At 67.5% G+C, this 21,743-nt stretch carries 26 protein-coding genes and 1 pseudogene; 17 read left to right on the forward strand and 10 right to left on the reverse strand.

The window, feature by feature from the left end; genetic code table 11:
* Window positions 1-8 precede the first annotated feature (8 nt).
* Entirely contained in the window at window positions 9-1,364 is a 1,356-nt protein-coding gene (locus WFK95_RS01510) for an MFS transporter (protein WP_336669675.1), read from the forward strand.
* Between the two features lie 559 nt (window positions 1,365-1,923).
* The gene (locus WFK95_RS01515) at window positions 1,924-3,102 is read left to right on the forward strand and encodes a hypothetical protein (protein ID WP_336669676.1); all 1,179 of its coding nucleotides are present in this window, start codon (window positions 1,924-1,926) and stop codon (window positions 3,100-3,102) included.
* Between the two features lie 53 nt (window positions 3,103-3,155).
* Here WFK95_RS01515 and WFK95_RS01520 read toward each other — a convergent pair whose 3' ends face one another.
* On the reverse strand, window positions 3,156-4,307 hold the full coding sequence (locus tag WFK95_RS01520) for an FAD-dependent monooxygenase (protein ID WP_336669677.1): 1,152 nt from the start codon (window positions 4,305-4,307) through the stop codon (window positions 3,156-3,158).
* 165 nt (window positions 4,308-4,472) lie between these two features.
* Between WFK95_RS01520 and WFK95_RS01525 the strand changes: the two genes are divergently transcribed.
* Window positions 4,473-5,003 carry an FAS1-like dehydratase domain-containing protein gene (locus WFK95_RS01525; protein WP_224650532.1) on the forward strand — a complete coding sequence of 177 codons (531 nt, stop codon included), beginning with the start codon at window positions 4,473-4,475 and terminating at the stop codon, window positions 5,001-5,003.
* Between the two features lie 10 nt (window positions 5,004-5,013).
* Here the strand turns inward: WFK95_RS01525 and WFK95_RS01530 are convergent.
* Window positions 5,014-5,520, reverse strand: a pseudogene (locus WFK95_RS01530) (type VII secretion AAA-ATPase EccA); the annotation flags it as partial.
* A gap of 24 nt (window positions 5,521-5,544) precedes the next feature.
* On the opposite strand from WFK95_RS01530, the gene WFK95_RS01535 reads away from it, so the two are divergent.
* Complete coding sequence (locus tag WFK95_RS01535) at window positions 5,545-6,906, forward strand: recombinase family protein (protein WP_146488552.1); 1,362 nt, start codon at window positions 5,545-5,547, stop codon at window positions 6,904-6,906.
* 2 nt (window positions 6,907-6,908) lie between these two features.
* Here the strand turns inward: WFK95_RS01535 and WFK95_RS01540 are convergent, their stop codons facing one another.
* Entirely contained in the window at window positions 6,909-7,226 is a 318-nt protein-coding gene (locus tag WFK95_RS01540; protein ID WP_146488551.1) for a sigma-70 family RNA polymerase sigma factor, read from the reverse strand.
* A 108-nt stretch (window positions 7,227-7,334) separates the two neighbouring features.
* On the opposite strand from WFK95_RS01540, the gene WFK95_RS01545 reads away from it, so the two are divergent.
* Entirely contained in the window at window positions 7,335-7,466 is a 132-nt protein-coding gene (locus tag WFK95_RS01545) for a hypothetical protein (protein ID WP_269434170.1), read from the forward strand.
* Window positions 7,463-8,407: a hypothetical protein gene (locus tag WFK95_RS01550; RefSeq protein ID WP_146488550.1), complete on the forward strand. Its 945-nt coding sequence runs from the start codon at window positions 7,463-7,465 to the stop codon at window positions 8,405-8,407. The genes WFK95_RS01545 and WFK95_RS01550 overlap by 4 nt, the downstream gene beginning before the upstream one ends.
* 46 nt (window positions 8,408-8,453) lie before the next feature.
* Here the strand turns inward: WFK95_RS01550 and WFK95_RS01555 are convergent, their stop codons facing one another.
* Both WFK95_RS01555 and WFK95_RS01560 read right to left on the reverse strand, forming a co-directional pair.
* Window positions 8,454-8,852: a hypothetical protein gene (locus WFK95_RS01555; protein WP_146488549.1), complete on the reverse strand. Its 399-nt coding sequence runs from the start codon at window positions 8,850-8,852 to the stop codon at window positions 8,454-8,456.
* Window positions 8,853-8,959: 107 nt separating this feature from the next.
* Entirely contained in the window at window positions 8,960-9,259 is a 300-nt protein-coding gene (locus tag WFK95_RS01560; RefSeq protein WP_146488547.1) for a DUF3892 domain-containing protein, read from the reverse strand.
* A 385-nt stretch (window positions 9,260-9,644) separates the two neighbouring features.
* Here WFK95_RS01560 and WFK95_RS01565 point away from each other — a divergent pair, with 385 nt between their 5' ends.
* The 6 genes from WFK95_RS01565 to WFK95_RS01590 all read left to right on the forward strand — a co-directional run bounded on the left by WFK95_RS01565 (window position 9,645) and on the right by WFK95_RS01590 (window position 12,431).
* Window positions 9,645-10,790 (forward strand): AAA family ATPase, encoded by a 1,146-nt coding sequence (locus tag WFK95_RS01565; protein WP_336669678.1) that lies wholly within the window; start codon window positions 9,645-9,647, stop codon window positions 10,788-10,790.
* A gap of 247 nt (window positions 10,791-11,037) precedes the next feature.
* Window positions 11,038-11,358 carry a hypothetical protein gene (locus tag WFK95_RS01570; RefSeq protein ID WP_336669679.1) on the forward strand — a complete coding sequence of 107 codons (321 nt, stop codon included), beginning with the start codon at window positions 11,038-11,040 and terminating at the stop codon, window positions 11,356-11,358.
* 198 nt (window positions 11,359-11,556) lie between these two features.
* Complete coding sequence (locus WFK95_RS01575; protein WP_336669680.1) at window positions 11,557-11,787, forward strand: hypothetical protein; 231 nt, start codon at window positions 11,557-11,559, stop codon at window positions 11,785-11,787.
* Window positions 11,784-12,068 (forward strand): hypothetical protein, encoded by a 285-nt coding sequence (locus WFK95_RS01580; RefSeq protein ID WP_336669681.1) that lies wholly within the window; start codon window positions 11,784-11,786, stop codon window positions 12,066-12,068. Before WFK95_RS01575 ends, WFK95_RS01580 begins: the two co-directional genes overlap by 4 nt.
* The gene (locus WFK95_RS01585; protein WP_336669682.1) at window positions 12,061-12,276 is read left to right on the forward strand and encodes a hypothetical protein; all 216 of its coding nucleotides are present in this window, start codon (window positions 12,061-12,063) and stop codon (window positions 12,274-12,276) included. The genes WFK95_RS01580 and WFK95_RS01585 overlap by 8 nt, the downstream gene beginning before the upstream one ends.
* Window positions 12,273-12,431 (forward strand): hypothetical protein, encoded by a 159-nt coding sequence (locus tag WFK95_RS01590; protein WP_336669683.1) that lies wholly within the window; start codon window positions 12,273-12,275, stop codon window positions 12,429-12,431. The genes WFK95_RS01585 and WFK95_RS01590 overlap by 4 nt, the downstream gene beginning before the upstream one ends.
* Before the next feature lie 630 nt (window positions 12,432-13,061).
* Here WFK95_RS01590 and WFK95_RS01595 read toward each other — a convergent pair.
* Window positions 13,062-13,307 (reverse strand): hypothetical protein, encoded by a 246-nt coding sequence (locus WFK95_RS01595; RefSeq protein WP_336669684.1) that lies wholly within the window; start codon window positions 13,305-13,307, stop codon window positions 13,062-13,064.
* A 511-nt stretch (window positions 13,308-13,818) separates the two neighbouring features.
* Between WFK95_RS01595 and WFK95_RS01600 the strand changes: the two genes are divergently transcribed.
* From WFK95_RS01600 to WFK95_RS01610, 3 genes are all read left to right on the forward strand, one after another.
* Window positions 13,819-14,250, forward strand: coding sequence for a hypothetical protein (locus WFK95_RS01600; protein ID WP_336669685.1), 432 nt, complete (start codon window positions 13,819-13,821; stop codon window positions 14,248-14,250).
* An 18-nt stretch (window positions 14,251-14,268) separates the two neighbouring features.
* Window positions 14,269-15,060 carry a hypothetical protein gene (locus tag WFK95_RS01605; RefSeq protein ID WP_336669686.1) on the forward strand — a complete coding sequence of 264 codons (792 nt, stop codon included), beginning with the start codon at window positions 14,269-14,271 and terminating at the stop codon, window positions 15,058-15,060.
* A gap of 98 nt (window positions 15,061-15,158) precedes the next feature.
* Window positions 15,159-15,605, forward strand: a complete 447-nt coding sequence (locus tag WFK95_RS01610; RefSeq protein WP_336669687.1) for a hypothetical protein — start codon at window positions 15,159-15,161, stop codon at window positions 15,603-15,605.
* Here WFK95_RS01610 and WFK95_RS01615 read toward each other — a convergent pair.
* From WFK95_RS01615 to WFK95_RS01630, 4 genes are all read right to left on the reverse strand, one after another.
* The gene (locus WFK95_RS01615) at window positions 15,569-15,985 is read right to left on the reverse strand and encodes a hypothetical protein (RefSeq protein ID WP_146488537.1); all 417 of its coding nucleotides are present in this window, start codon (window positions 15,983-15,985) and stop codon (window positions 15,569-15,571) included. The genes WFK95_RS01610 and WFK95_RS01615 overlap by 37 nt on opposite strands.
* 102 nt (window positions 15,986-16,087) lie before the next feature.
* On the reverse strand, window positions 16,088-16,417 hold the full coding sequence (locus WFK95_RS01620; RefSeq protein WP_146488536.1) for a hypothetical protein: 330 nt from the start codon (window positions 16,415-16,417) through the stop codon (window positions 16,088-16,090).
* 45 nt (window positions 16,418-16,462) lie between these two features.
* Window positions 16,463-17,638, reverse strand: a complete 1,176-nt coding sequence (locus tag WFK95_RS01625) for an AAA family ATPase (RefSeq protein WP_336669688.1) — start codon at window positions 17,636-17,638, stop codon at window positions 16,463-16,465.
* A 107-nt stretch (window positions 17,639-17,745) separates the two neighbouring features.
* Window positions 17,746-18,228 (reverse strand): hypothetical protein, encoded by a 483-nt coding sequence (locus tag WFK95_RS01630; protein WP_336669689.1) that lies wholly within the window; start codon window positions 18,226-18,228, stop codon window positions 17,746-17,748.
* A gap of 105 nt (window positions 18,229-18,333) precedes the next feature.
* Between WFK95_RS01630 and WFK95_RS01635 the strand changes: the two genes are divergently transcribed.
* Together WFK95_RS01635 and WFK95_RS01640 are read left to right on the forward strand one after the other, a co-directional pair.
* Window positions 18,334-19,113, forward strand: a complete 780-nt coding sequence (locus tag WFK95_RS01635; protein WP_224652021.1) for an ABC transporter ATP-binding protein — start codon at window positions 18,334-18,336, stop codon at window positions 19,111-19,113.
* A complete protein-coding gene (locus tag WFK95_RS01640) occupies window positions 19,113-21,686 on the forward strand; it encodes an ABC transporter permease (RefSeq protein WP_336669690.1) in 2,574 nt (857 codons plus the stop codon). Before WFK95_RS01635 ends, WFK95_RS01640 begins: the two co-directional genes overlap by 1 nt.
* Window positions 21,687-21,743: the final 57 nt, after the last annotated feature.

The raw sequence follows: 21,743 nt of genomic DNA on the forward strand, positions 1-21,743 counted from the left end.
CTTCGACCATGGCAACCCACCAGCACTCCGCGCGCCCGTCCGCGCGGAAGATCTTCACCGTCTCCGGCTTCGGCACCGCGATGGAGTACTACGACTTCTCGATCTACGGGCTCGCCGCGGCGCTCGTCTTCCCGAAGATCTTCTTCCCCGACCTCAGCCCCATGGTGGGCACCCTGGTCTCCTTCCTCACGTTCGGGGCGGGCTTCCTCGCCCGGCCCCTCGGCGGCCTCGTGATCGGCCACTTCGGCGACAGGGTGGGCCGGCGCCCGATGCTCATCCTGACCCTGCTGGTCATGGGCCTGTCGACCTTCGTCCTGGGCTGCCTGCCGACGGCGGACAGCGTCGGGATGCTGGCCCCGGTGCTACTCGTGCTGGTGCGCATCGTCCAGGGCTTCGCCGCGGGCGGCGAGTGGGGCGGTGCGGCCCTGATCGGGATCGAGAGCGCGCCCGACGACCGGCGCGGCCTGTGGGGCAGCTTCACCAGCGTGGGGATCGGGATCGGGACGGTGCTCGGCATCGCGGTGTTCACCTTGGTCAGTGCGCTCTCGGGCGATGCGATCTCCGGGGCCGGGCTGGCCGGTGGTGCCTGGCGGATCCCGTTCCTGCTCGGCGGCGTGCTCGTGGTCTTCGGCCTCGTGATGCGGTTGCGCGCCCCGCAGGAGTCGGCGCCCCATCCCGGCGAAGACCGGAAGGCGCAGCCGCTGCCCATCTTCACCGTGCTGCGCCGGTTCCCCGCGGTGGTGCTGTGCGCGGTGGGCATCTCCTTCGGGTACATCACGCTGGCCTACGTGACCTCGGTGTTCATGCTCACCTACATGACCGAGATCGGCTACGGCGACACCGACAACCTCCTGATCAGCCTGGCCGGCGCGATCGCCCTGATCCCCGGGGCGGCGTTCTTCGCGCTGCTGTCGGACCGGATCGGCCGCAAGAAGGTGATGATCGGGGGCGCGGGCCTCATCCTGGCCGTCTACGTCGCGTACTTCGCGATCGTTCCGCTGCACCACCTGGCCGCGACCTACGCGATCAGCGTCGTGTCCGGGTTCGTGGTCGGCGCGGCCCAGGGGCCGATCCCGGCGTTCCTCGGCGAGCAGTTCCCGCGGGAGGTCCGCTACACCGCCATCTCGGCGACGTACCAGGTCGGATCCGCGATCGGCGGGGCGACCGCCGCCGGTACCGCCACGTGGCTGCTGATCGCCTTCGACGGTCACTGGATCGGCGTCGTCGGACACCTCGCCGTCACTCTCGGTGTGCTGGCCCTCTGCTCATCCCGTCTGCGCGAGACCGCGTTCGAGCCGTTGCCGGAGAACCGGGACGCCGAGGGCTCGCGGTCGGCCGACGCGGACGCGACCGCGCGACCGTGAGCTGGCGTCCGGCCGGCGGGTCCGGGGCGTCGCCGATTCGATGGGGCCGCAACGAGGTTCGGGCGCCGGCCCTGCCGGGACCGCAACGTCGAGACAGCGAGTGGCCCGGTGTCGCACGCGCGGCGACGCCGCGACGATGGCAAAACGTACGGTGTACTGATTGTGGCGGGAATGGCCCAGGCAACGGCCGGCCGGCGGCGCCCGGGCTCGTGATAGGCGCGGTTGTCGGGTGTGATCGGAAAAATTACTACCGCGAAACACCCTGTTCTTCACGCTGGGGAAGAGAGTTGCCGAAGTCGCTTTCCGCGCATTGTGGTCGCGTTCACATCGTGTTGTTTTCGTTACCCGTGTTTCCTGGAATCCGCTCGCCCGGTCGTGTTTGCTCAGAGGTGGGTCGAATCGGTAGCCATAGCAACCACCTCTGAAATCTTTTTCACTCCAATGCTTCTCATCCGTGTGCCGCGGCCGTGCCGCAGGCGCACGGTGATCGGTGCTGCGCTGTGGACGCCCGTTCGCCCGCTCGAAGGAATGGTCGTGCGCGATGGGAGAAGGAGAAGTCATGTCCAGGTATCAGGGGCGGCACCGTAAGAACACCGGGACGGCCGCATCGGTGACGCGGATGACCGCATCGGCGGCCGCCGCCGTCGCGGTGGGTTCGATCTGGCTCGGCGCGGGCACAGCCCAGGCGGGTGGCGACCCGTCGAAGCCGCCCGCCCCGGTGCAGCCGGCGGGCCCGGGCAAGCCCGGCGCCCCCGCGAAGCCCGCGGGCACGGCGAAACCGGGCGGTCCGGCATCGACCGCTGGGACGGCGGGCACGGCGAAACCCGGTGCGCCGGGGAGTGCCCCGGGTGCCGTCGCGCCCGGGGGCTCGGCGAAGCCCGCGGGGCCTGCCGCGGGTGCGCCTGCGGCCGCGGGCGGGCAGGGCTCCAACGGTGCCGGAGCCGGCTCCGGCGCGGGCGGGAACGGTGCGGGCGCTGCAGCTCCCGGCGCCCCGGGCCGCACGAGCGGCGCGGGCGGAGCGGGCGGCGGCGGTGCGCAGGCCGCCACGGCCCAGGGCGGCGGTGCCCAGGGTGGCGCCGGGCAGCAGGGCGCCGCGGGGCAGCCCGTCGGCACAGCCCAGCAGGGCGGCGGATCGGGTGCCGGCGGAACCGGCGCGAGCACGGGCCCCGGGGGCGGCGCGGGCCGCACCGCCCCCCAGGGCGCCACTGCCCCGCAGGGCGTGGCACCGCAGGGCACCGCGCCGCAGGGTGCGGCACCGCAGGGGCCCTCCGCCGCGGGTGGTGGTCGCGCGGTCCCCGCCGCCACCGGCGGAGCGGGCGCCCCGGGCGCCTCCGACGGAGCGGGCGCTCCGGACGCCTCCGGCGGCGCGGGCTCGGGCGCGACCGGAGCAGGCTCACTCGACGCGGATTCGACCGCCCAGGTCGCGGGCTCGGGCGCGGCCGGGAGTGCGTCGTCAGCCGGCTCGGAGCGCGACACCGCCGCGTCGCTCGCGGGGACCGGATCCACCGGCGCGAGCGCCGAGGGCACCACCGGCACCGCCGGCGGAGTGACGTCGACCGGGTCGGGCGGGTCCGCATCCACCGGCACGAGCGGCGCGGGCGGATCGAGTGCGGGCGGCGGGGCTTCGTCCGCGGACGCGGGTGTCTCGGCCTCCGTCCCGGGCGCGTCCACCTCGTCGGGCTCGGACTCCGGCGGCGGACTGCTCAGCGGCGTCCTCGACGCGATCCCCCTGCTCTAGCGGCGAGCGCCGCGCCCCGAACCGGGGCGCGGCGCGTCGTCGGGCGAGGGCCCTCAGTCGGGCGGCGACCAGCGCTGCGCGCTGCGGAAGACCCGGTCCATCATCCGGTTCGGGGCGGCACGCATCGCCAGGTCGCGCCCGCGGGCGAGGAGCGGCGTGGGCGCCTGCAGCGCGGCGCCCAGCAGGTGCGCCTGCCGCGCGATGGACTGCGTGCGCGGCCTGCGGGCCTTGTCGTAGGCGGCGAGCTTGGTCGGGATGTCGCGCGGATCGTGATCCCGCGCGATCGGCCGGAGCAGCGAGACCAGCACGGCCGCGTCCTCCAGTGCCAGGTTCGCGCCCTGCCCCAGGGTGGGCGGCATGGCGTGCGCCGCGTCGCCGACCAGCGCCGCCGGGCCGCGCGCGTAGGTGCGCAGCGGGTGCGCGAGCCGTTCGATGGGCTGGTAGCCGATGCGCTCCGGGGCGGTCGCGGCGAGCAGATCGGGGATCGGGTCGTGCCAGTCCCGGTAGCGCTCGAGGAGTTCTCCGGGTTCGGGCAGGTCGTCGTCGGCGGCGGGCCGCACCGCGAACCAGTAGACGCGGCCGTCGGCGAGCGGGACGTAACCGAACCGCTCGCCCCGGCCGAAGCTCTCCCCGCTGTCGGTCAGCGCGACGGGACCGTCAGTGATGCCCCGCCAGGCGCCGTATCCGCAGTACGCCGCGCCCGGGTCGCCGGCGTGGCTGCCGCGCACCCGGCTTCGGATGCCGTCGGCGCCGATCAGGACGTGCCAGTCCTCGAGCAGGCCGCTCGGCCCCAGGTCCAGCGTCTCCCGGCTGAGGCCCTCCACCCGGATGCCCGGCCGGACGGTGTCCGGGGCCAGGTCCCGGAGCAGGGCGCGATGCAGGTCGGTGCGGTCCACCACGCGCAGCTCGGCGAGGGTGGCGGGAGAGAAGACGCTGAGCCGGGTGCCGTCCGCGCGGCGGGTGCCGTACGGGACGGACGGCGGACCGTCGGCCACGACCGCCCGCACCCGCTCCTCCAGGCCGAGCGAGCGGAGCGCGGCGAAACCGTTGGACAACAACGAGAGTCCCGAACCGCGGGGCAGGAAACGTGCGGCCTGTTCCAGGACGATCACCTCGGCGCCGGCGCGCTGCAGGCCGGAGGCCACCGCCAGCCCGCCGATCCCGGCGCCGACGACGGCGACGCGCAGTGAGTTCGTCCTCCACATGCCCTCGACGCTAGTGCCGAACGAGCGCCGTGTCACCGAGGCGGGCGCCACGTGACACGTCGTGTTGTCAGAGGGCTGCGTTGGGTTTGGGATCGCACCCGACCTGTGGTTATCCTTGTGCGTCCCTCCACCGCTGAACGAGGGCAGAGCCCTCGAGGAGTGACCGTGGCCGTCGCCGACGAATGGGAACTGTGGTTCCCCGATGCCTACGAGATCGGCGCGGAAACGGTGCGGTCCTTCGCCCGCGCCACCCGCAGCTGGGACGTCCCCTACGCGGTCAGCCGCCGCCTCCCCGACGACGTGGCGGTGCCGGCCACCATGCTCGGCGCCCCGATGCTGCAGGCCGCGTCCGGGGTGGTCGGGAAGGCCATCCCGGGCTGCAACCTTTCCGCGATCCTGCACGCCGGCCAGGCCTTCACCTACCTGCGCCCGCTGCACGTCGGCGACGTCCTCAGCCTGGGGGTGCGGTTGACGTCGCACGTCGTCAAGGCGGAGACCGACCTCATCGTCGTCGAGTGCATGGTCTACGCGGGCGACGAGCCCTCGCTCGGCGGAGAGATCTTCCTGGTGCACAGCCAGCGGGAGACCGGGATCGACTTGGAGGCCGCCGACCGGCTCGCCGACGAGGTGATGATGACCGGGACCGGGCCGTCGAACAGCGACGCCTACGCCGCGAACGTCGCCGAGTCCCGCTGAGCGAGTCGGGTCAGACCGCGGCGCCGAGCACCCCGTCGAGGGCCCGCGCCATGTCAGCCGCCTCGATCCGCATGAGCACGGCCTCGTCGACGCCGGCGAGGTCCACGCCGGAGTCGGCGAGCCGCAGCTCCCGCTCCTCCTCGGCCGCCTCGATGACGTTCCGTACGAAGCGGCCGTTCCCGAGGCGGTCGAGCCGGTCGGCGACGCCGGCGCAGCAGACCTCCAGCACTTCCGCGGCTTCGCCGGTGAGCAGCGCGTCGCGCGAGCGGGCCATCGCGGCGCCGATCTCGGCGAGCTCGCCGGGGCTGTAGCCGGGGAACCGGATGCGCCGCGCGAACCGCGAGGCCAGGCCCTCGTTCGAGCCCAGGAACCGGTCGATCTCGGCGTCGTAGCCCGCCACGATCACCACCAGCCGGTCGCGGTCGTTCTCCATCCTCGCCAGCAGCGTGTCGATCGCTTCCTGGCCGAAGGCATCGCCGCCGGTCAAGCCCTCCTGGACGAGCGTGTAGGCCTCGTCATTAAGTCAAGTTACACTCAGTCGATGCAGGCCCTGATCTACTGCCGAATCTCCCGCGATCGATCCGGCGAGCACGCCGGCGTCCAGCGACAAGAGGCGGACTGTCGCGAGCTGGCCGCCTCCCTCGGATGGGACGTTGCGGACGTCCTCGTGGACAACGACGTCTCCGCCACCAAGAGTAGGCCTCGTCCTGCGTTCGTACGGCTTATCGACCTGCTGTCCTCCGGCGCGTACGGCGGACTCCTGTTCTGGCACCCAGACCGCGCGTACCGGCGGCTCGAAGACCTGGGTTCGCTTATCGAGGTCGCGAAAGCCAACAACGTCGCGATCCGCACCGTGAAGGCGGGGGAGATCGATCTAACGACCGCCTCAGGCATCCTCCAGGCCGAGATTTTGGCGTCGGTCGCAAAGCACGAGACCGCAAGGATGGCCGAGCGGGTCAAGCGCGCGAAGGCCGAGACTCTCGCGCAGGGCGGCTATCGGGGTGGACCACGGCCATTCGGCTACGAGAAGGACGGTCTGACGATCCGGGAGTCGGAGGCGGTGTTGGTTCGGGAAGCGGCGGCGCACGTACTTGGCGGCGGCAGTCTGCGGCGACTGACGATGGACTGGAACGACCGCGGGCACGTGACGGCTCGCGGGCACCAGTGGCGGGTATCGACGATCAGACACATCCTGCTCACCCCTCGTGTTGCGGGCCTAGTTCCGATCAATGGGCGCAGCACCGACGACGCGGGAAAGGCACAATGGCCGGGGATTATCTCGGAGGATGATTGGCGGGCCGTCGTCGCGATTCTGCGAGACCCCGCGAGGACGACTACGACCAGCTACGAGATCGCCCATCAGGGTGTCGGCGGAGCATACCTGTGCGGCGTATGCGGGGCGACGGTGAACACCGTCAAGAGCGAAGTGGGACGTTCCTACAAGTGCTCGAAGTCAACGCACTTGAGCGCCAAGAAGTCATCGGTTGACGAGTTCGTGGATGAGCTGGTGATCGGAAGGTTGTCGATGCCGGACGCTGTTGAGGCGTTCGCCGGTCGCGGCGGTGGCGATGCAGGAGCGTTGAGGGCGGAGCGGGATCGGCTCGATTCGGCTCTTGCGGAGCGGGTCGACATGTTGGATGCAGGCGACCTCAGTGTCGAGCAATTCCGCAGGTCCTCTGGTCGTCTTCGGGAGCAACTGGCGGCGGTGGATCGAAAGCTGGCAGCGGAATCGGAACGCTCGCCTCTCGCAGAGCTGCTGTTCGCCGATGATGTTGCTGAACAATGGAAGTCGCTGACACCAGCTGTTCGCTCGCAGGTGATTAAGGCGTTGATGGTGGTGCGGATCTTGCGGTTTGAGCGTCGGGGGCCGATGTCAGGTCGAATTGCGATCGAGTGGAGATAGGGTCACCACTCGCTCTCTCCTCGAAGGTCGTCCTCTGCGCTGCGTGGACTTGGTCCGCGCTTGATGATTCGTCGAATGTTGCCTTCGGTGCATCCCACGAGATCAGCGATCCTCTGGTTTGTCCAGCCCGCCCGTCGCAGCGCGAACACATCGACGCGAGCGTCTGGCGTCTGTGCGAGCTTGAACGCGAGCACTGACATCGCCTCACGCATGAATTCGCTGTCTCGTTCGTCTCGGAGTTCCGCATGCACGAGGCCTTCGATCGCGCGCTGCAGGGCGACGATCTCTTCAGTGTGGCTCGTGCGGAGCGGGTGCGGCATGTAGGCCACTCTACCAGGCGAATCGTAGGAATCGTATGGCATGGCGGAGGTGGTCGTAGTTTTCGTCCCATCGCACCGAGCGGCGGGGCGGAGACCAAGGAGAGCGTGATGATCGAGACCGAGAACGGGACGGCGGTGGAGGTGCTGGCGCGGGCACCCAAACTGACGGCTGCGCAACTGGCGGAGCTGCGCCGGCTGCTGGCGACGGGCGGGCGTGGGCTGCAGGAGGTGGAGGCGTGACGACGACGGGCTCGCTCGACATGCACGTCGACGAGGAGGCTTACGAGACTAGTCCGATAAAGGCCCGGTACCGGCGCACCAACGCTGATCTCGCGTGCATCAATGCTGCAATCCTCAAGGTCGCGGAGGCCGAGGCCCCGGTCACCATCCGTGGCGTCTTCTACCGGGTTGTCTCACTCGGTTTGGTCAACGACGCAGGCCGTCCGCTGGTGCCGAAAGACGAGAGCGGCTACGCCGTCGTTCAGCGGCAGTGCCTCAAGCTCCGCAGATCGGACGACCTGCCGTACAACTGGATCGCAGACGGAACCCGGTTCGTGTCGCGCCCGCAGACGTGGGGCAGTCTGGGGCACTTCATGCGATCGTCGGCGCACCGGTTCCGTAGAGACCTGTGGATCGACCAGGACTACCGGGCAGAGGTGTGGGTCGAGAAGGATGCAATGAAGGGTGTGCTGTGGCCAGTGACCAGCGACCTAGCAGTGCCGATGTACGTGGCTCGCGGATACGCCTCTGAGACGTTCCTGTACGAGGCTGCCGAAGACATGGCGGCGGTGAACAAGCCGACAGTCGTCTATCAGCTCGGGGACCACGATCCTGACGGAGTGCACGCGTGGGAGCACACCCGACGAAAGCTGACCGAGTTCGCCGAAGACATGGGAATGGACCGCGAAGACCTCATGTTCGAGCGACTCGCGGTCACCCCGGCGCAGATCGAGGAGTTCGGCCTCATTACTCGCCCGACGAAGGTCAAGGGGAAGTCGGCGGCGCAGGCGCGCAAGGCCCTCGAGTTCGGGCCGTCGGTGGAGGTGGACGCGCTGCCTTCGTCGGCTGTGCGGGATCTCCTTCGCCGGAAGTTGATGGACTGGCTCGACGTGGACCTGATGGAGGAGGTGCTGGCGGAGCAGGCTGATGATCGAGAGGTTCTCGTGTCGCTCGCGGGATAACGGCCTAGTGCCGTATACCGCTGAGGCGGGCCGAGCTGCAGCCTCATCAGTAGAGACTTGAGACCGACGCAACCACCGTAAGCACGGTCCCCACAGCGCTCAGGGCTGGCCCAACCAGGTAGAGCTGACTGGGGCGATTCTCGTTCGCGTAATCGTAAAGAGACGCTACGCGCCTATACAGGCTGTTTCCGATGTACTGAGGTCTGCCGTGAAGGTGCACGAGTTGCGCCACCAACTCGCCATGCGGTCCAGCTCTGGCCTGTTCGATGTCGCTTTTCAGCTTCTCGATCTCATCAGTGTCGGAGTCGTAGTTCACTTGAAGGGAATTCATGAGATTGTGGAAGGAGACCCGACTCTTGTGCGCGTCCCAGGCAACTAACGCAATGCCGACCGCCAGCAGGACACCGCCGACAACATACAGCGCTACTTCGATGCTCCTGCTCACCCGACTATCGTAGATCGACCTCCGGAAGCGACAGCAGATTGTCATTGAGAACGCCGTTCGCCTTCGACTGCAAGTAGGCGGGACGGTCGGCGGCGTAGGCGGTGGGATCAGAACCGGCGCAGTTCCAGCAGGTTGTTCGACTCCGTGCCGTCGCGGACGGTTCGGATGTAGCGGGGCGCGCCCTTGGGATAAGCGACAACGTCGGCTCTGCCGCTCTTGCTGCGGCAGTAGAACGTGTGCCCGAGGGCGATCCAGTTGAGGATGGTCTGTAGTGACCGCTCACGCTCGTCATCCTGGACGGACTCTCCGCTGTGGACTCGTGCGGCCATTACGGCTGTGATGTGTTCGAATCGCTGGGAGTTCGTGGGTTCGAGGTGGACGGCTGTGATGCGGTACTCGTGGCTCATGGCTTTGAGTGTGCGTCGGGGTGAACGAGAGGGGTGGACGCCCCGACGTGAATATTGGATTGCTCACATTATCCGCCAACCTATTGACAAGTGTCCTGGATATTGATCTCGCTACCAGGATCACATGGTAAGATTAAAGAGAAGGTGTTTTCGAGAACACCACTACCGCGCCGATAGTGCGCATTCAAATCAAGGGTCGCAGCCGAATCGGGTTGCGGCCCTTTCGCATTCCAAAGGAATCCCCTATGCTTTGCTTCAGTGTTGAACCACGCCGTAACGCCCCGGGCGCAGTGATCAGAATCGACGGTAGGCGGCTCGTCTTCCTCAATTCCGACAAGCTCAACATGCTCATCGAAGAGCTGCTCGCGATCCGCGAGGGCCGCGCATGATCGGAGCCGACCGCAACGACGACGGCTGGATTGTCGACGGCAACGGCAACATCATCGACCCCGAGCATCCCCGAGCCGGGGAAGTGAAGATCGACGGTGTGCGCTTCCTGCCCCTCAGTAGTGCCCCAGCAGCGGAGCCGCCGAAGTGGGCCGTACCCGGAATGATCGTCTCCAACGCCTACAACCATCTATATGGTGACGAGGGAATCGGGAAGTCCGCGTGGGCAATTCATATCGCCGCCGAGGTCACCAGGACAGGTAGGCGTGTCGTGTGGATCGCCACCGAGGAGGACATCACTACGATGACGCGCGCCCGTCTGGAGCTGGCCGGGGCCGACTGCTCACTCCTCACGGTGCTTGCCGAGGACGACGATGACTTCGAGCAGACGACGACGACGCCAGGTGTGATCGCCGAGTACGCGAAGAATGTGGCCGACTCCGAGCACCCTGTGGCACTGGTAGTGGTGGACAGCATCAATGATCTCGCACCACGAATGGAGACCGGGGCCGTGATTCAGATGCTCACGGCGTGGAACCGTGCCTCGCGGGCTGGGGGATTTGCCACGCTGGGGATCGCGCACACGAACGCCGACACGTCGGGCAGTGTCCGGGCGGCGATGGGCTTCTCGCGCGAGTACGCGAAGAAGGCGCGGAGCGTCCTGCTGGCCGTCGCACAGGGCGAAAGCGATCTCGCTGTGGGTGTGGTGAAGAACAACCTCCTGCCGCGTAATCAGCCGGCGTTGCGATACTCGCTCGAGCCCCGTCTGGTGGAGGCGCTCGGGGTGAAGATCCCCGTTGCCGAGTATCGCGGGAAGTACGCCGTGACCGTCGCCGACCTCCATGCCGACAAGATCGGTGATGAGTCGACGCAGCCGATGAGCGAGGCCGACCGCGAAGAGGTGAACGACGACGCCCTGACGCTGCTGGCTGCCCTCGTCGGAGAGCCCACCGGGTTGACGCGGGAGGCGGCGATGAAGGCCGCGGGGCTCACCGATGACAAGTTGAAGCGCGCAGTGCGGTCCCTGCGTAAGGCCGGGTTTGTCGAGCAGGGTGTGCGTCAGCACGACGAGAACGGGCGTCTTCAGCCGACGCGGTATATCGCCACTGAGGCGGGTCGGAACGCGAATTCCCCTGGGGTATAGAAAATCGTCCCCCAAGGTCCCCGAAGGTGATGACCTGCATATATGTCATCCCCCAAGGTATCCCCCGAGGTCACCGAAGGTCACCGAAGGTGTGACCTGCGCAAACATTACAAATCCCCAGGTCAGACCATGGGGCACCACGGGGGACCATGGGGCAAGCCATGGGGGATCATAAAACACCAGGTCAGAGCCTACGGGCACCACGGGGGACGTGAATAACACCCCGCGCCCATGGAGGAGAACGAACTTGACCGCGATCACTCGCAAAGACAACGCGATCTACGACAGCAACGGGCGGTTCCTCCGCACTGGGCACCACGCCATCCGAAACCAATACTGGCCGATCCTCCGCAGCATCGTCGCCGCCGGAGGAATCCCCAACGACGCCGACCCCGGCGCGGTAACCGTCGAAGCTCTCGCACTCGTCTGCAAGTACGGGCCGAAAGTCCCCGCCGAGATCACCTGGCGTGGATGGAATGCGACCGCGCAGCAGACCGCCGTGCACATCGTCTGCGCGAAGCTGCGCGTGCTGTCCTGGTGGGAACTGCAGCGGAGGTACCCCTCGTGACTGAGGACGAGTTTCTGCCCAACCTAGAGCCGTGGCATCGCGCCAATCCTGCCCCGGACCGAATGCCGTACTGGTTCGAGCAGGAGCCTCCCCACTGGAGCCCTCTCAGCGTCACCGACTGGTGGCGAAGTAACCAATAAGCACATCGAGCCCCGCCAACATCGGCGGGGTTTTCTCATACCCAAGGGAGTCACACAAATGGCACAGATCAACATTCACCAGGCCGCGCCGGGGCATCTACTCGGCGTGCTCGCGGACGGCGAAGTCTGGACAACCGATCAGTTGTCGCGGACGTCTCTGCTGGCCGCCTCTACGGTTCCCGGCGTGCTCGGCGCGCTCCTCGCGGCAGGGCTTGTCGAACGCCCCGTACGTGGCCGCTACGTGATTACCGAGGCCGGACGGGCACACCTGCAGGAGCTCGCCAATTGACCCAACTCAGCCTGCACGGCAACGGCGAGAAATACGAAATCCGGCGGGGAACACACGCGGTGACACTAAAAAACGCTGCCGACGCGCACCGGGTCATCACGGACCTTCGACGCCACTACGACGGCCAACAGGACCGATCCGTCGTGCGCGTGGAAGTCGAGCCCGACACCAACGGGGCGATCCTCCGCAGCGGAATCTTCTACGTGCGAGTTGCAGCAGACGATCTTCTCCGCGTAGCCGACGCCCTCGTGGACCTTGCCGAAGGGCGCACCAATGACTGACCGGGATCACCGCCGAGAACTCATTCCCCTCATCGCGACCCGACCACGACGCCTCGCAGACATTGCCGCACAGCTCGGAATCTCGGAGATCACGACGGCTACCGCGCTGGGCTGGCTCCGACTCCACAACTATGTCGTCTACGTGGACGGCCACGGCTACATCGCGACGCCGACGGGCATCGCATGGCAACAGGAGACCAACACATGAAGCTCACACGGACCCGACGCGGCGACTGGCGACTCACCACCCCACGAACATACGTCTTCCTCACCGACGAGGAACTGGCAGAGGCCGGGCAGCTCATCGCGCAAGCCCTGAATAGCGGCGCGGACACGGTATACAGCAGCGGGGGTGAAGCGTGACCGAATTCAGCTACCTGGTCCCAACCGAAACAGAACCGATAGCGGTATCACTCACAGCGTCAGGACGTATCGCCCTCTCACAGGATGGGGTGACCGTCTACTTCCCCGGTGCGAGCGCCGAAACCCTCATCGCAGCGATCACCGCACTGCACGCCCCCGACACCCCAAACACCAGCACACCGGCACGAACCGGCCGCACCTGGTGACCGACGCACAAGTGCTCCACACCCTCGTGGCGCAACTCCTCAACAACCTCGAATCGCGCGGCAAAAAGGAGTGATTTGCAACTCACAAACCCCCACGCAGGACAACACCTAACACCACCAACAGCCTCTACTCTCCCTCTCCTCCGAGTAGGACTCAGTGACCAAGGACGAGTAACGCTCCACTGCTCACACAGGCGAATAACAACCACAATAGACGAGCTGAGAATGCTCCTCGATCAACTCCATGATCGTCTAGATGAATTGGAAACCCTGCTTTGAGTAGACCGAAACGCTTCAACGTTGACCAGATCATCGACGATGTGATGCAAGCCGAATACGAGTGGCTCGAATCCCTCGACGCCGAGCATGTCAGATTGCGCCAGCCCAGACCGGGGCCACAGTATTTCGAGGACTGGGATATCGACTAAGCGGCGACCGGTTCGCCCTCGTCGGCCAGGCCAGCCGCGAACCCTTCCGCGTACGCCTTTATGGACTCCGCGCACTCATCCTGCGTCCGGCGAACAATGGTGCGCTCCTGACGCTCACCAGCAGACAGCAGCAGCAGGAAACCCGCACCAGCGAACACCAGACCGCCGAGCAGGAACGCCCCCAAATCCGGGGTAAGCGTGATGCCGGCGAACACGACCAGAACAGCGATGACAGTACGCATAGCGAATGCCTCCGAAGACGAGAGGAAAAGGGGAATGACACAACGCTATCACCACCACGCCAACAACACAAGCGAAAACCGTTGCCGCACAACAAGGGTGGGGGGTCCCCCCCAACCCAACCCACAGGCCGCCTCCTGGGCGTGTCGGCCTGTGTGTGTCCACGGGGATTCGGCCTTAGGGGCGGGGACGGTTCAAGTGAGATTTTGATTCGAGTTTCGGTTTTCGGCGGGGAAGAAAATGGTTGTAGAGTTTTGAGACGGTTGGAGAAATGAATGGATTTGATGAAGGCGGCAGTGCGGTCGGATTTGACTGCGAATGCGGTTAGGCTTCTTGTCGGTTTAGCGAGTATTGCGGTGGATGGGGTGACCCCGGCGACTGATTGGGCTGATGTTGGCCGGTGTGCTGGGATGAGTCGTTCGTCTGCGCATCGCGCGGCGGTGGAGTTGCAGCGGGATTCCTGGATTGAGCGGGTGTCAGCGGTGTGGGCGCTTCCCCAGTGGAGGTTGCGTGATGGGTGAGTACGGGTTCGGTGAGGCTGGTGAGGCGTTGTGGGTTGCGATTTCGGCGGCGTACCACGTGGATAGCTCGAATGAGATCCTGGTGGTGCAGGCTTGCAGGATAGCCGATCAGGCGGAGCGGGTGAATGATGCTTTGCGTGATGGTTCACCTTTGATGGTTGAGAACCATCGTGGGGATTTGGTTGCTTCGCCGCTCGTCGTGGAATTGCGGAATCTTGCGTCTACACTTAAGCAACTGTTCGCGGCGCTGGGGATCTCGAAACTGGAGCGCTACGCGGGGTCTAGTAGGCCGCGTGGTCCGGCTGGGCAGATTATTGACAAGGCTCGGACGAAGATTGATCTACAGCGTGAAATCGCTGAGAAGAAGGCCGAGTTGGCCGCTATTGATGATATGGACCGGTTTCTGGCCGGCGAGCTAGACTAACAAGAAGGAATTGAAAATATGAGCGATCAGGATATTGCACGCCAGAAGGCCGTTGCCGAAGCGAGCATCACCGGGTTCGGAGACGTCCACAAGGCGCTAACGGCACTCGACTACCTGGGTTTCGACGTTCAGGCCCAGAAGGACCGATACAACGAAATCAGGAAGTTCATTTCCGATGTACTACAGGTTTCGAAGTTCAAGGCCGAGAAGATGTCGGTGAAAGATGTCGTTCGGGAGTTTCATGAGGCGGACGACAATGGGAGTCTGAATGCGATTGCGAATCGGGTCGCGGATGTGCATCTCGCGGCGCTGAAGGACGACCTGGCCGTGTTCGGCGATGAGGCCGTCGACCGGATTGATGCGAAGCGCGCCGAGCTGCACGCTCGGTTTGAGGAGTTGCGGCCTGAGTGCGCTCACCTCGATGCATTGGGCGCTATCGACTTGGGGAAGGTTGATGACTTCCGCGAGTATCGGGAGCTTGGGCGGACGTGGGAGTCGTTGCGGCGGGAGGAGAAGGCGCTGTTGCGTGCTCGTGTGATTCCGTCGGAGCCGTCGAATGTGGGTCACGTTCATCAGCGTGTGCGGATCGGGATGGATTTGCTTGGGCGTCGTCGCGGGATTCTGGATTTGACGATTGCCGATCCGCCTTTTGCCGAGATGGTGGCGGAGGCAGAGGCTTCGTCGAAGGCTGTGGAGTCGGGTTCTGGTGTTTCTGGTCAGTTTGATCCATTTGATTCTCGGAATAATGGTGGCGGGATTCCGCGTGAGCAGGTAGCTCCGGAGAAGGTGGTGCACGGCCACAACCTGTAGGATTGGCCGTATTGGCCTCTAGTTTGGCCGTAGAACGATTTAGCCCCCGCCCTGGTGTGATTGCCTTGGCGGGGGCTTTTTCGTCGTTTAGGGGCGGTTTGGAGCATGCGATCGGTCTGTGGATCATCTCGCACAATCTCCACCGCCGCCATCTGACTACTTCTCACCGCGCGGCCATTGCGGTTGAGTATGAGCGGGTTGAGGCTATAGCGGCTGCCGCTCGGCGTCGGGCAACCCAGAACAACAAGGGGGGCGATTCAGAGCCGGTAATTTTACCGGAACAGAGTCGGGGCGATGCCCGCGATAAGGCTGCCGAGCGGTTCAACGTCTCAGGCAAGTCCGTCTCCGACGCGAAGTTCCTAGCAGAGCACGACCCCGAAGCGTTCGAGCGGGTCAGGAACGGTGAGCAGGCCGTGTCCGCAGCCGCAAAAGAAGCGCGCACCAAAAACTCTCCGCCCAAGCCCGAACCCACCATTGAAGAGCGCGCCAAGAAGGCCGCAGAACGCATCTATCGCGAAGTAGCGCTCGGGCGGCGAAGCCGGTGACCCCACAAGAGCCAAGCTCCAAAGCCGCCTGCCAGGACAGCACCTGCACCGATGACGCCGACCCAGATACGGCGCTCCTGATGGCGTTCTTTGCAATAGTGATACGAAGCTGATCCCCGCCGCGCATCGGCCATCAAAGCACTGACGGCATCCTGGGCACCTTGTTCCAGCTCCGCTTGTGACGTGGAGCCTCGGAAGTAGACGCCAGGATCGTCGCTGTTGTAGGACGAGGTGTACGTCCACGACTTGTCGGAGGCGAAGACAGTGCCGCAGTCGACGCCTGTCGCCTTCATGGGGAGAAGCAGGAGCAAAGTCAGTGGAATGAGGAGGAGTCCCGAAACCGTAAGTGCAGCTATCGAACCGACCTTCTTGGTGTTCATTCTGGGAATCGTAGATCGCGCCTTCTTCTTGTGGCGCGTTATCGTTGCACCCCGAACCGGAGTCGAACCGGCTCTACGACCATCAGGGCTGTGAAGCTGGATTTAGCTCGGGGCGTCCAACATCGCCAATAGTTCCTCGCCGACCTCGACCAGGGTGCGCAGAGTCTGTACCGGAACGCCGTATATCTCGTGGGTGTCGTCAATCAGGATGTGCACCACTCCGTCGCCGAAATGAGCGACTTTCACGCCGTCGCGCTCGATGCGCAGTTCGCGCGTAAGCCGTGCGCACGCATCGTCCAGCCATGTGGTGACCTGAGCCCGGATGGTCGCGATCTGTTCCTGTGTGAGGTTGTAGGGCTGCGGCATCAGGGCCTGGATGGCCTCGTGAAGCTGGGAGTCGGCGGCGGAGGAGATTTCGGGTGTGGTGGTCATAACGGGTTCCTTTCGGGCTACTCAGTAACTGAGTCCAAACCCTAGTTATGCCTCGTCGATGAAGAGCACGCCGTCCAGCGCGGAGTCGATCACCGCGGAGGTCTTCTGGGCGGTGGCGCCGAGGTACTGGCCCACCAGGTCGCGCCGGGAGCACTCGACCACGGTGTCGGTCGCCAGCAGCCCCAGCCCGCGGTACATCCGCGCGACGATGCGCGCCACCGTCGTCTTGCCCGTGCCGGGCGGGCCGGTGAAGGCGAGGTGCAGCGAGCGACTCCCGCTCGACAGGCCGCGGTCGGCGCGCACCTTCGCCAGTTGCATCATGGTGCGCAGGCGGGTGACCTGCTCCTTCACCTCGCGCAGCCCCACCTGCCGCTCCAACTCGTCGGCGGCCGCGGCCAGCAGCTCGTCGCCGGCGCCGGCCGCCTCCGCGGCAGGCCCGGGGGCCTCCGGCGCGTCGAGCACCAGGCGGTGGCCCGGGTCGCGCAGCGCCGCCTCCGCCGGCGGGTACGACGGTGCCGCCCGCTCCAGCAGCTCTCGGGCCCGGTCCTCGTCGCCCTGCTCGCGCAGCACGAGGGCGTGGCAGTAGCGGGCCGCAGCGGCGGCGCCGGGCACCGGCCCCTCGGCCGCGACCGTCAGCAGCCGGGCGGCCTCGGCGAACCGCCCGAGCTGCGCGGCCGCGGAGCCGGCGACGGTGGCCGCCGCCGCCGAGAGCACGGTGTCGTCCCAGTCCGCGTGGCCGTCGAGCGCGGTCAGGGCGTCCGGCCACCGTCGGGACCGGGCGGCGACGACCGCGCGCTGGTACCGCGCGATGGGGCACGACGGGGCGGCGTCGAGGACGCGCTCGGCCTCCTCGGGCGCACCGTCGGCGAGCAGGCGCGCGGCGTAGGCGACGTGCGCGGTGGCGGCGTCGCGCAGCGGGTAGTCGACGTAGAGGCCGGTGGCGAAGGTGCCGGTCAGCGCGCCCGGCGCGAGCCCGACGCGACGGGCGGCGGCGCCGAGCGACTCGGCGGTGCGGTGCAGTGCGGCGAGCACCTCGGCGGTGTTCTCCCCGGCGGCGACGCGGCCCAGCCAGGCGTCGGCCATGCCCGGATCGGCGGTGGTGGCGGCCTCGAAGGCGCGGCGCGCGAGCGCGGCGTCGCGCGGGACCGCCTCGAACTCGCCGATCCCGATCCCCAGCGACGCGATGCCCGCCTGGAACGCGCGGAGCGCAGATGTACCCATGTGGTCCCCCCGAACCCCGATGTTGCGATCACAGTAGCGGGGCGCGTCGCGCGGCGGGCGCATTCGGCCAACCCGCGGGCGGCGAGGGCGGTGGTGGGGCGCCGCGGTCAGCGGGCGAGGAGGGCGATCTCGCGGATCTCGGCGAGGTCCGGGCCGTACTCCGGGGAGGACCAGAACCGCAGCCGCCAGTGATCGGCGCCCTCGCCGGCGTGCCGCGCCGCGGCCTCGACCTCGTAGAAGCCGCGGGCCATGGGGAACTCCAGCACCTCGCCGGGGCCGTCCGCGGTGGGCGAGAACCACTCGACCGTGCCGGACGTGTCCACGCACAGCTGGGTGTGCAGGACCGTGTCCCACTCGCCGTCCGCCGGCGGCACGTCGTCCCAGTGCTCGAGCTCGACGGGCATCGCCGCCTGCGCCCGCGACGGGGACGCGAAGCCGGCGGTGGCACGGTTGGTCGCGGCGCCGTGCACCGTCACGGCGGCCAGCAGGTCGTCGGGCACGCGGTGCCCGAAGCAGCTGCCGAAGAACTTCCCGTCGCGCAGGTCGAGCACGCCGGAGAGCTGCGTGAGGATCCGAGGTTCGAGGCGCATCGGTCCATCATGACGGATGCCGATGGGCCTCACCCCGCGGTGTCCGGTTCGAGTGGGGGATCGCCCCGATGTCGCAGGTGACGAGATTCTGGCATTCTCGGTGACATGTCACAGACTCCGTTCGCGCCGGCGACGCTGCCCACGCCCGAGACGGTGGCCGCGCGGGCCGTCGGCGTCACCAAGGTCTACGGCGAGGGCGACAATGTCGTGCACGCCCTCGCCGGGGTCTCGGTCGACTTCCGGGCGGGGGAGTTCACCGCCATCATGGGGCCGTCGGGCTCGGGCAAGTCGACGCTCATGCACTGCCTCGCGGGCCTCGACGCGGCGTCGGGCGGCTCGGTGCAGGTGGGCGGCACGGAGCTGACCTCGCTCAACGACAAGCAGATCACGCAGCTGCGGCGCGACCGGATCGGCTTCGTCTTCCAGAGCTTCAACCTGGTGCCCACGCTCACCGCCATCGAGAACATCACGCTGCCGCTGGACATCGCGGGCCGTAAGCCCGATCAGCAGTGGCTCGACGCGGTGATCGACCGCCTCGGGCTGCGGGACCGGCTGGGCCACCGCCCCACCGAGCTGTCCGGCGGCCAGCAGCAGCGCGTCGCGTGCGCCCGCGCGCTTGTCGGCCGGCCGGAGATCATCTTCGGCGACGAGCCCACGGGCAACCTGGATTCGCGCTCCGGCGCCGAGGTGCTGTCCATCCTGCGCGCCGCCGTCGACGACTACCGGCAGACCGTCGTCATCGTCACGCACGACCCGCGCGCCGCGTCCTACGCCGACCGCGTGGTCTTCCTCGCCGACGGTCGCATCGTCGACGAGATGCGCAGCCCCACCGCGGAACGGGTGCTGGAGAAGATGATCCACCTCGACGAGCTCGTCGCCCGCTGATGGCCAACCCGATGCGCCGGGTGGCGCTGCGGAACCTCTTGGCGCACAAGGGGCGCCTCGTCCTGACCGTGCTCTCGGTGCTGCTCGGCACGTCGTTCATCGCCGGCTCCATGGTCTTCACCGGCACCCTGTCGAAGGCCTTCGACGGGATCTCCGACAAGATCGCCGTCGGCGTCGACGCCCGGATCTCGCCCGAGAACGCCCAGGGACAGGGCGGATTCGGCCCGTCGGGACCGGGCGTGCCTTTGTCCGTGGTGGACCAGGTCAAGACGGTGCCGGGCGTGCGCGTCGTGGTCCCCGCGGTCACCGGCACCATCGCCCTGCGCGACGGCAACGGCGACGTGGTCTCGCCCACCGGCGCGCCCCAGGTCGGCGGCGCCTACCTTCCGCCCGGGGAGAACCTCGACCCCGACGGCCTGAAGATCACCTCCGGCCGAGCACCGTCGGCCCCGAACGAGATGGTGCTCAACGAGTCCGCCTCCGAACGGCTGAAGCTGCCGGTGGGGTCGAAGACCACCATCGTGGCGCCGCACTCGCCCGGCCCGACCGACGTCACGGTCGTCGGGCTGTACACGATCTCCACGGACTCCGGTGGCTACCTCGGCGCGCTGTTCGCGAAGGACGAGGCGCAGAAGCTGTTCGGCGACGGCGCGACCGCGCCGTACATCGAGGTGGGCGCCGCCCAGGGCACCTCACCCGAGCAGCTGCGCGACGCGCTCGCCCAGCGCCTGCCCGACCTGAACGTGCAGACCGGCGCGCAGGTGCGGCAGGAGTTCGAGGACACGATCAACCAGGGGCTGAGCTTCCTCAACTACTTCCTGGTGGCGTTCGGCCTCATCGGGCTCCTCGTCGGCGTTTTCATCATCTACAACACCTTCTCGATGCTCGTCGCGCAGCGGATGTCCGAGCTCGCCCTGCTTCGCGCCATCGGCGCCGGCCGGGAGCAGGTGCGCAACTCGGTCGTGCTGGAGGCGCTCGTCGTGGGCGTGGTCGGCAGCGCGCTGGGGCTCGCCGTCGGCATCGGCCTCGCGGTGCTGCTGCGCGCCGGCGTCACCGCCGCGGGCGCGGGATTCCCCGACGGCGGCCTCGCCGTCAGCCCGTCGGTGGTGATCACGGTGATGGTGGTCGGCACCGTCGTCACGGTGATCTCCGCGCTGATCCCCGCCGTGCGGGCCTCCCGGGTGCCGCCCGTCGCCGCGATGCGCGCGCAGGACGGCGGCTCGCCGCAGTCGCTGCTCGTGCGCGGGGCGGTCGGCGCGGCGCTGCTGCTGTGCTCCCTGGCGCTGCTCTTCGTGGCGACCACCGAGGTCGGTTCGACGGCCGCGATCGAGGTCGGCATCGCCGGCTTCGGCCTGATCCTGGCCATCGTCATCGGCGGGCCCGCCCTCGTCGGGCCGCTGCTCGGCGGCATCGGCAAGGTCATCGCCGCGCCCTTCGGCCCGGCGGGCCGGCTGGGCCGCACCAACGTGATGCGGAATCCGCAGCGCACCACCGCCACCGCGTTCGCGTTGGTGATCGGCGTGGCGCTGGTCGGCGTCATCGGCACGCTCGGCGCGTCCATGCAGAAGTCGATCGACGCCCAGGTCGATCAGGGCATCCGCTCCGACCTCATGCTGCAGGCCCCGTCGCTCGGCATGCCGCCCGCCGCGCTCACCGCCATCAAGGACGTGCCCGGCGTCGGCGCGAAGACCATCCTCTACGGCGTGCCCGTGCGACTCGGGGGCGATCGGCTCAGCGCGCTCGGGATCGACGGTGACATCACCACCGCCTTCAACCTCACCCGGACCTCGGGCGAGCTGGCGCTGAAGCCGGGCGGGCTGCTCGTGGACGACCGCACCGCGCGCGAGCGCGGCTGGGACGTGGGCTCCGTCGTCGAGCCGATGTCGGCCGTCGGCGCCGCGAAGACGAAGCTCACGGTGACCGGGATCTACGCCGGCACCGGCGGTTCCCTGTCCGGCCCCGTGATCACCGCGGCCGACATGAACACCCTCTACCCGCCCGCGAGCGGCGCATCGACGCCCCTCGTCACCCCGCAGTCGGTGTTCGTCGACGCCGCCGAGGGCACCTCGGTGAGCGACCTCAAGGAGCGCCTGCGGGAGGCCGTGAAGCCGCTGCTGGTGGTCAACGTCGACGATCAGGACGACCTCAAGGAGCAGGCGGGACAGGCGATCACGGCGCTCATGGGCGTGCTGTACGGGTTGCTCGGTCTCGCGGTGGTGATCGCGATCCTCGGCATCGTCAACACCCTCGCGCTGTCCGTGGTGGAGCGGCGCCGCGAGATCGGCATGCTCCGTGCGATCGGCCTCATCCGGTCGCAGGTGCGCCGCTCGATCTACCTGGAGTCCATGCTCATCGCCGTCTTCGGCGCCGCGCTCGGCCTGGTGCTCGGTGTGCTGCTGGGCGTATCGCTCGTGCACGCGCTGCGTGACGAGGGCCTCGGCTCCGTGGTGGTGCCCTGGTCCACCGTGATCGTGATGCTGGTGGCGTCCGCGTTCGTCGGCGTCGGCGCGGCGATCCTGCCCGCCATCCGTGCCGCCCGCACGCCGCCGTTGGCCGCCATCGCGGAGGGCTGAGGCGGCGGCTGTCACAGATCGCGCGCGGCCGGTGTCCCATGTGCGGAAGACTCGAAT

Origin of the sequence: Tsukamurella sp. USMM236, assembly GCF_037148755.1 — a bacterium.
Lineage (GTDB): Bacteria > Actinomycetota > Actinomycetes > Mycobacteriales > Mycobacteriaceae > Tsukamurella.

What these genes read in the sequence shown, in the direction of transcription:
- WFK95_RS01630 (WP_336669689.1), bottom strand. Translation starts at nt 18,228, where the DNA reads ATGCGCCTCGAACCTCGGATCCTCACGCAGCTCTCCGGCGTGCTCGAC.
- WFK95_RS01575 (WP_336669680.1), top strand. Translation starts at nt 11,557, where the DNA reads ATGGCACAGATCAACATTCACCAGGCCGCGCCGGGGCATCTACTCGGC.
- WFK95_RS01535 (WP_146488552.1), top strand. Translation starts at nt 5,545, where the DNA reads ATGCAGGCCCTGATCTACTGCCGAATCTCCCGCGATCGATCCGGCGAG.
- WFK95_RS01540 (WP_146488551.1), bottom strand. Translation starts at nt 7,226, where the DNA reads ATGCCGCACCCGCTCCGCACGAGCCACACTGAAGAGATCGTCGCCCTG.
- WFK95_RS01620 (WP_146488536.1), bottom strand. Translation starts at nt 16,417, where the DNA reads ATGACCACCACACCCGAAATCTCCTCCGCCGCCGACTCCCAGCTTCAC.
- WFK95_RS01565 (WP_336669678.1), top strand. Translation starts at nt 9,645, where the DNA reads ATGATCGGAGCCGACCGCAACGACGACGGCTGGATTGTCGACGGCAAC.
- WFK95_RS01595 (WP_336669684.1), bottom strand. Translation starts at nt 13,307, where the DNA reads ATGCGTACTGTCATCGCTGTTCTGGTCGTGTTCGCCGGCATCACGCTT.
- WFK95_RS01520 (WP_336669677.1), bottom strand. Translation starts at nt 4,307, where the DNA reads ATGTGGAGGACGAACTCACTGCGCGTCGCCGTCGTCGGCGCCGGGATC.
- WFK95_RS01560 (WP_146488547.1), bottom strand. Translation starts at nt 9,259, where the DNA reads ATGAGCCACGAGTACCGCATCACAGCCGTCCACCTCGAACCCACGAAC.
- WFK95_RS01635 (WP_224652021.1), top strand. Translation starts at nt 18,334, where the DNA reads ATGTCACAGACTCCGTTCGCGCCGGCGACGCTGCCCACGCCCGAGACG.
- WFK95_RS01600 (WP_336669685.1), top strand. Translation starts at nt 13,819, where the DNA reads ATGGGTGAGTACGGGTTCGGTGAGGCTGGTGAGGCGTTGTGGGTTGCG.
- WFK95_RS01605 (WP_336669686.1), top strand. Translation starts at nt 14,269, where the DNA reads ATGAGCGATCAGGATATTGCACGCCAGAAGGCCGTTGCCGAAGCGAGC.
- WFK95_RS01510 (WP_336669675.1), top strand. Translation starts at nt 9, where the DNA reads ATGGCAACCCACCAGCACTCCGCGCGCCCGTCCGCGCGGAAGATCTTC.
- WFK95_RS01515 (WP_336669676.1), top strand. Translation starts at nt 1,924, where the DNA reads ATGTCCAGGTATCAGGGGCGGCACCGTAAGAACACCGGGACGGCCGCA.
- WFK95_RS01640 (WP_336669690.1), top strand. Translation starts at nt 19,113, where the DNA reads ATGGCCAACCCGATGCGCCGGGTGGCGCTGCGGAACCTCTTGGCGCAC.
- WFK95_RS01615 (WP_146488537.1), bottom strand. Translation starts at nt 15,985, where the DNA reads ATGAACACCAAGAAGGTCGGTTCGATAGCTGCACTTACGGTTTCGGGA.
- WFK95_RS01545 (WP_269434170.1), top strand. Translation starts at nt 7,335, where the DNA reads ATGATCGAGACCGAGAACGGGACGGCGGTGGAGGTGCTGGCGCGGGCA.
- WFK95_RS01585 (WP_336669682.1), top strand. Translation starts at nt 12,061, where the DNA reads ATGACTGACCGGGATCACCGCCGAGAACTCATTCCCCTCATCGCGACC.
- WFK95_RS01590 (WP_336669683.1), top strand. Translation starts at nt 12,273, where the DNA reads ATGAAGCTCACACGGACCCGACGCGGCGACTGGCGACTCACCACCCCA.
- WFK95_RS01625 (WP_336669688.1), bottom strand. Translation starts at nt 17,638, where the DNA reads ATGGGTACATCTGCGCTCCGCGCGTTCCAGGCGGGCATCGCGTCGCTG.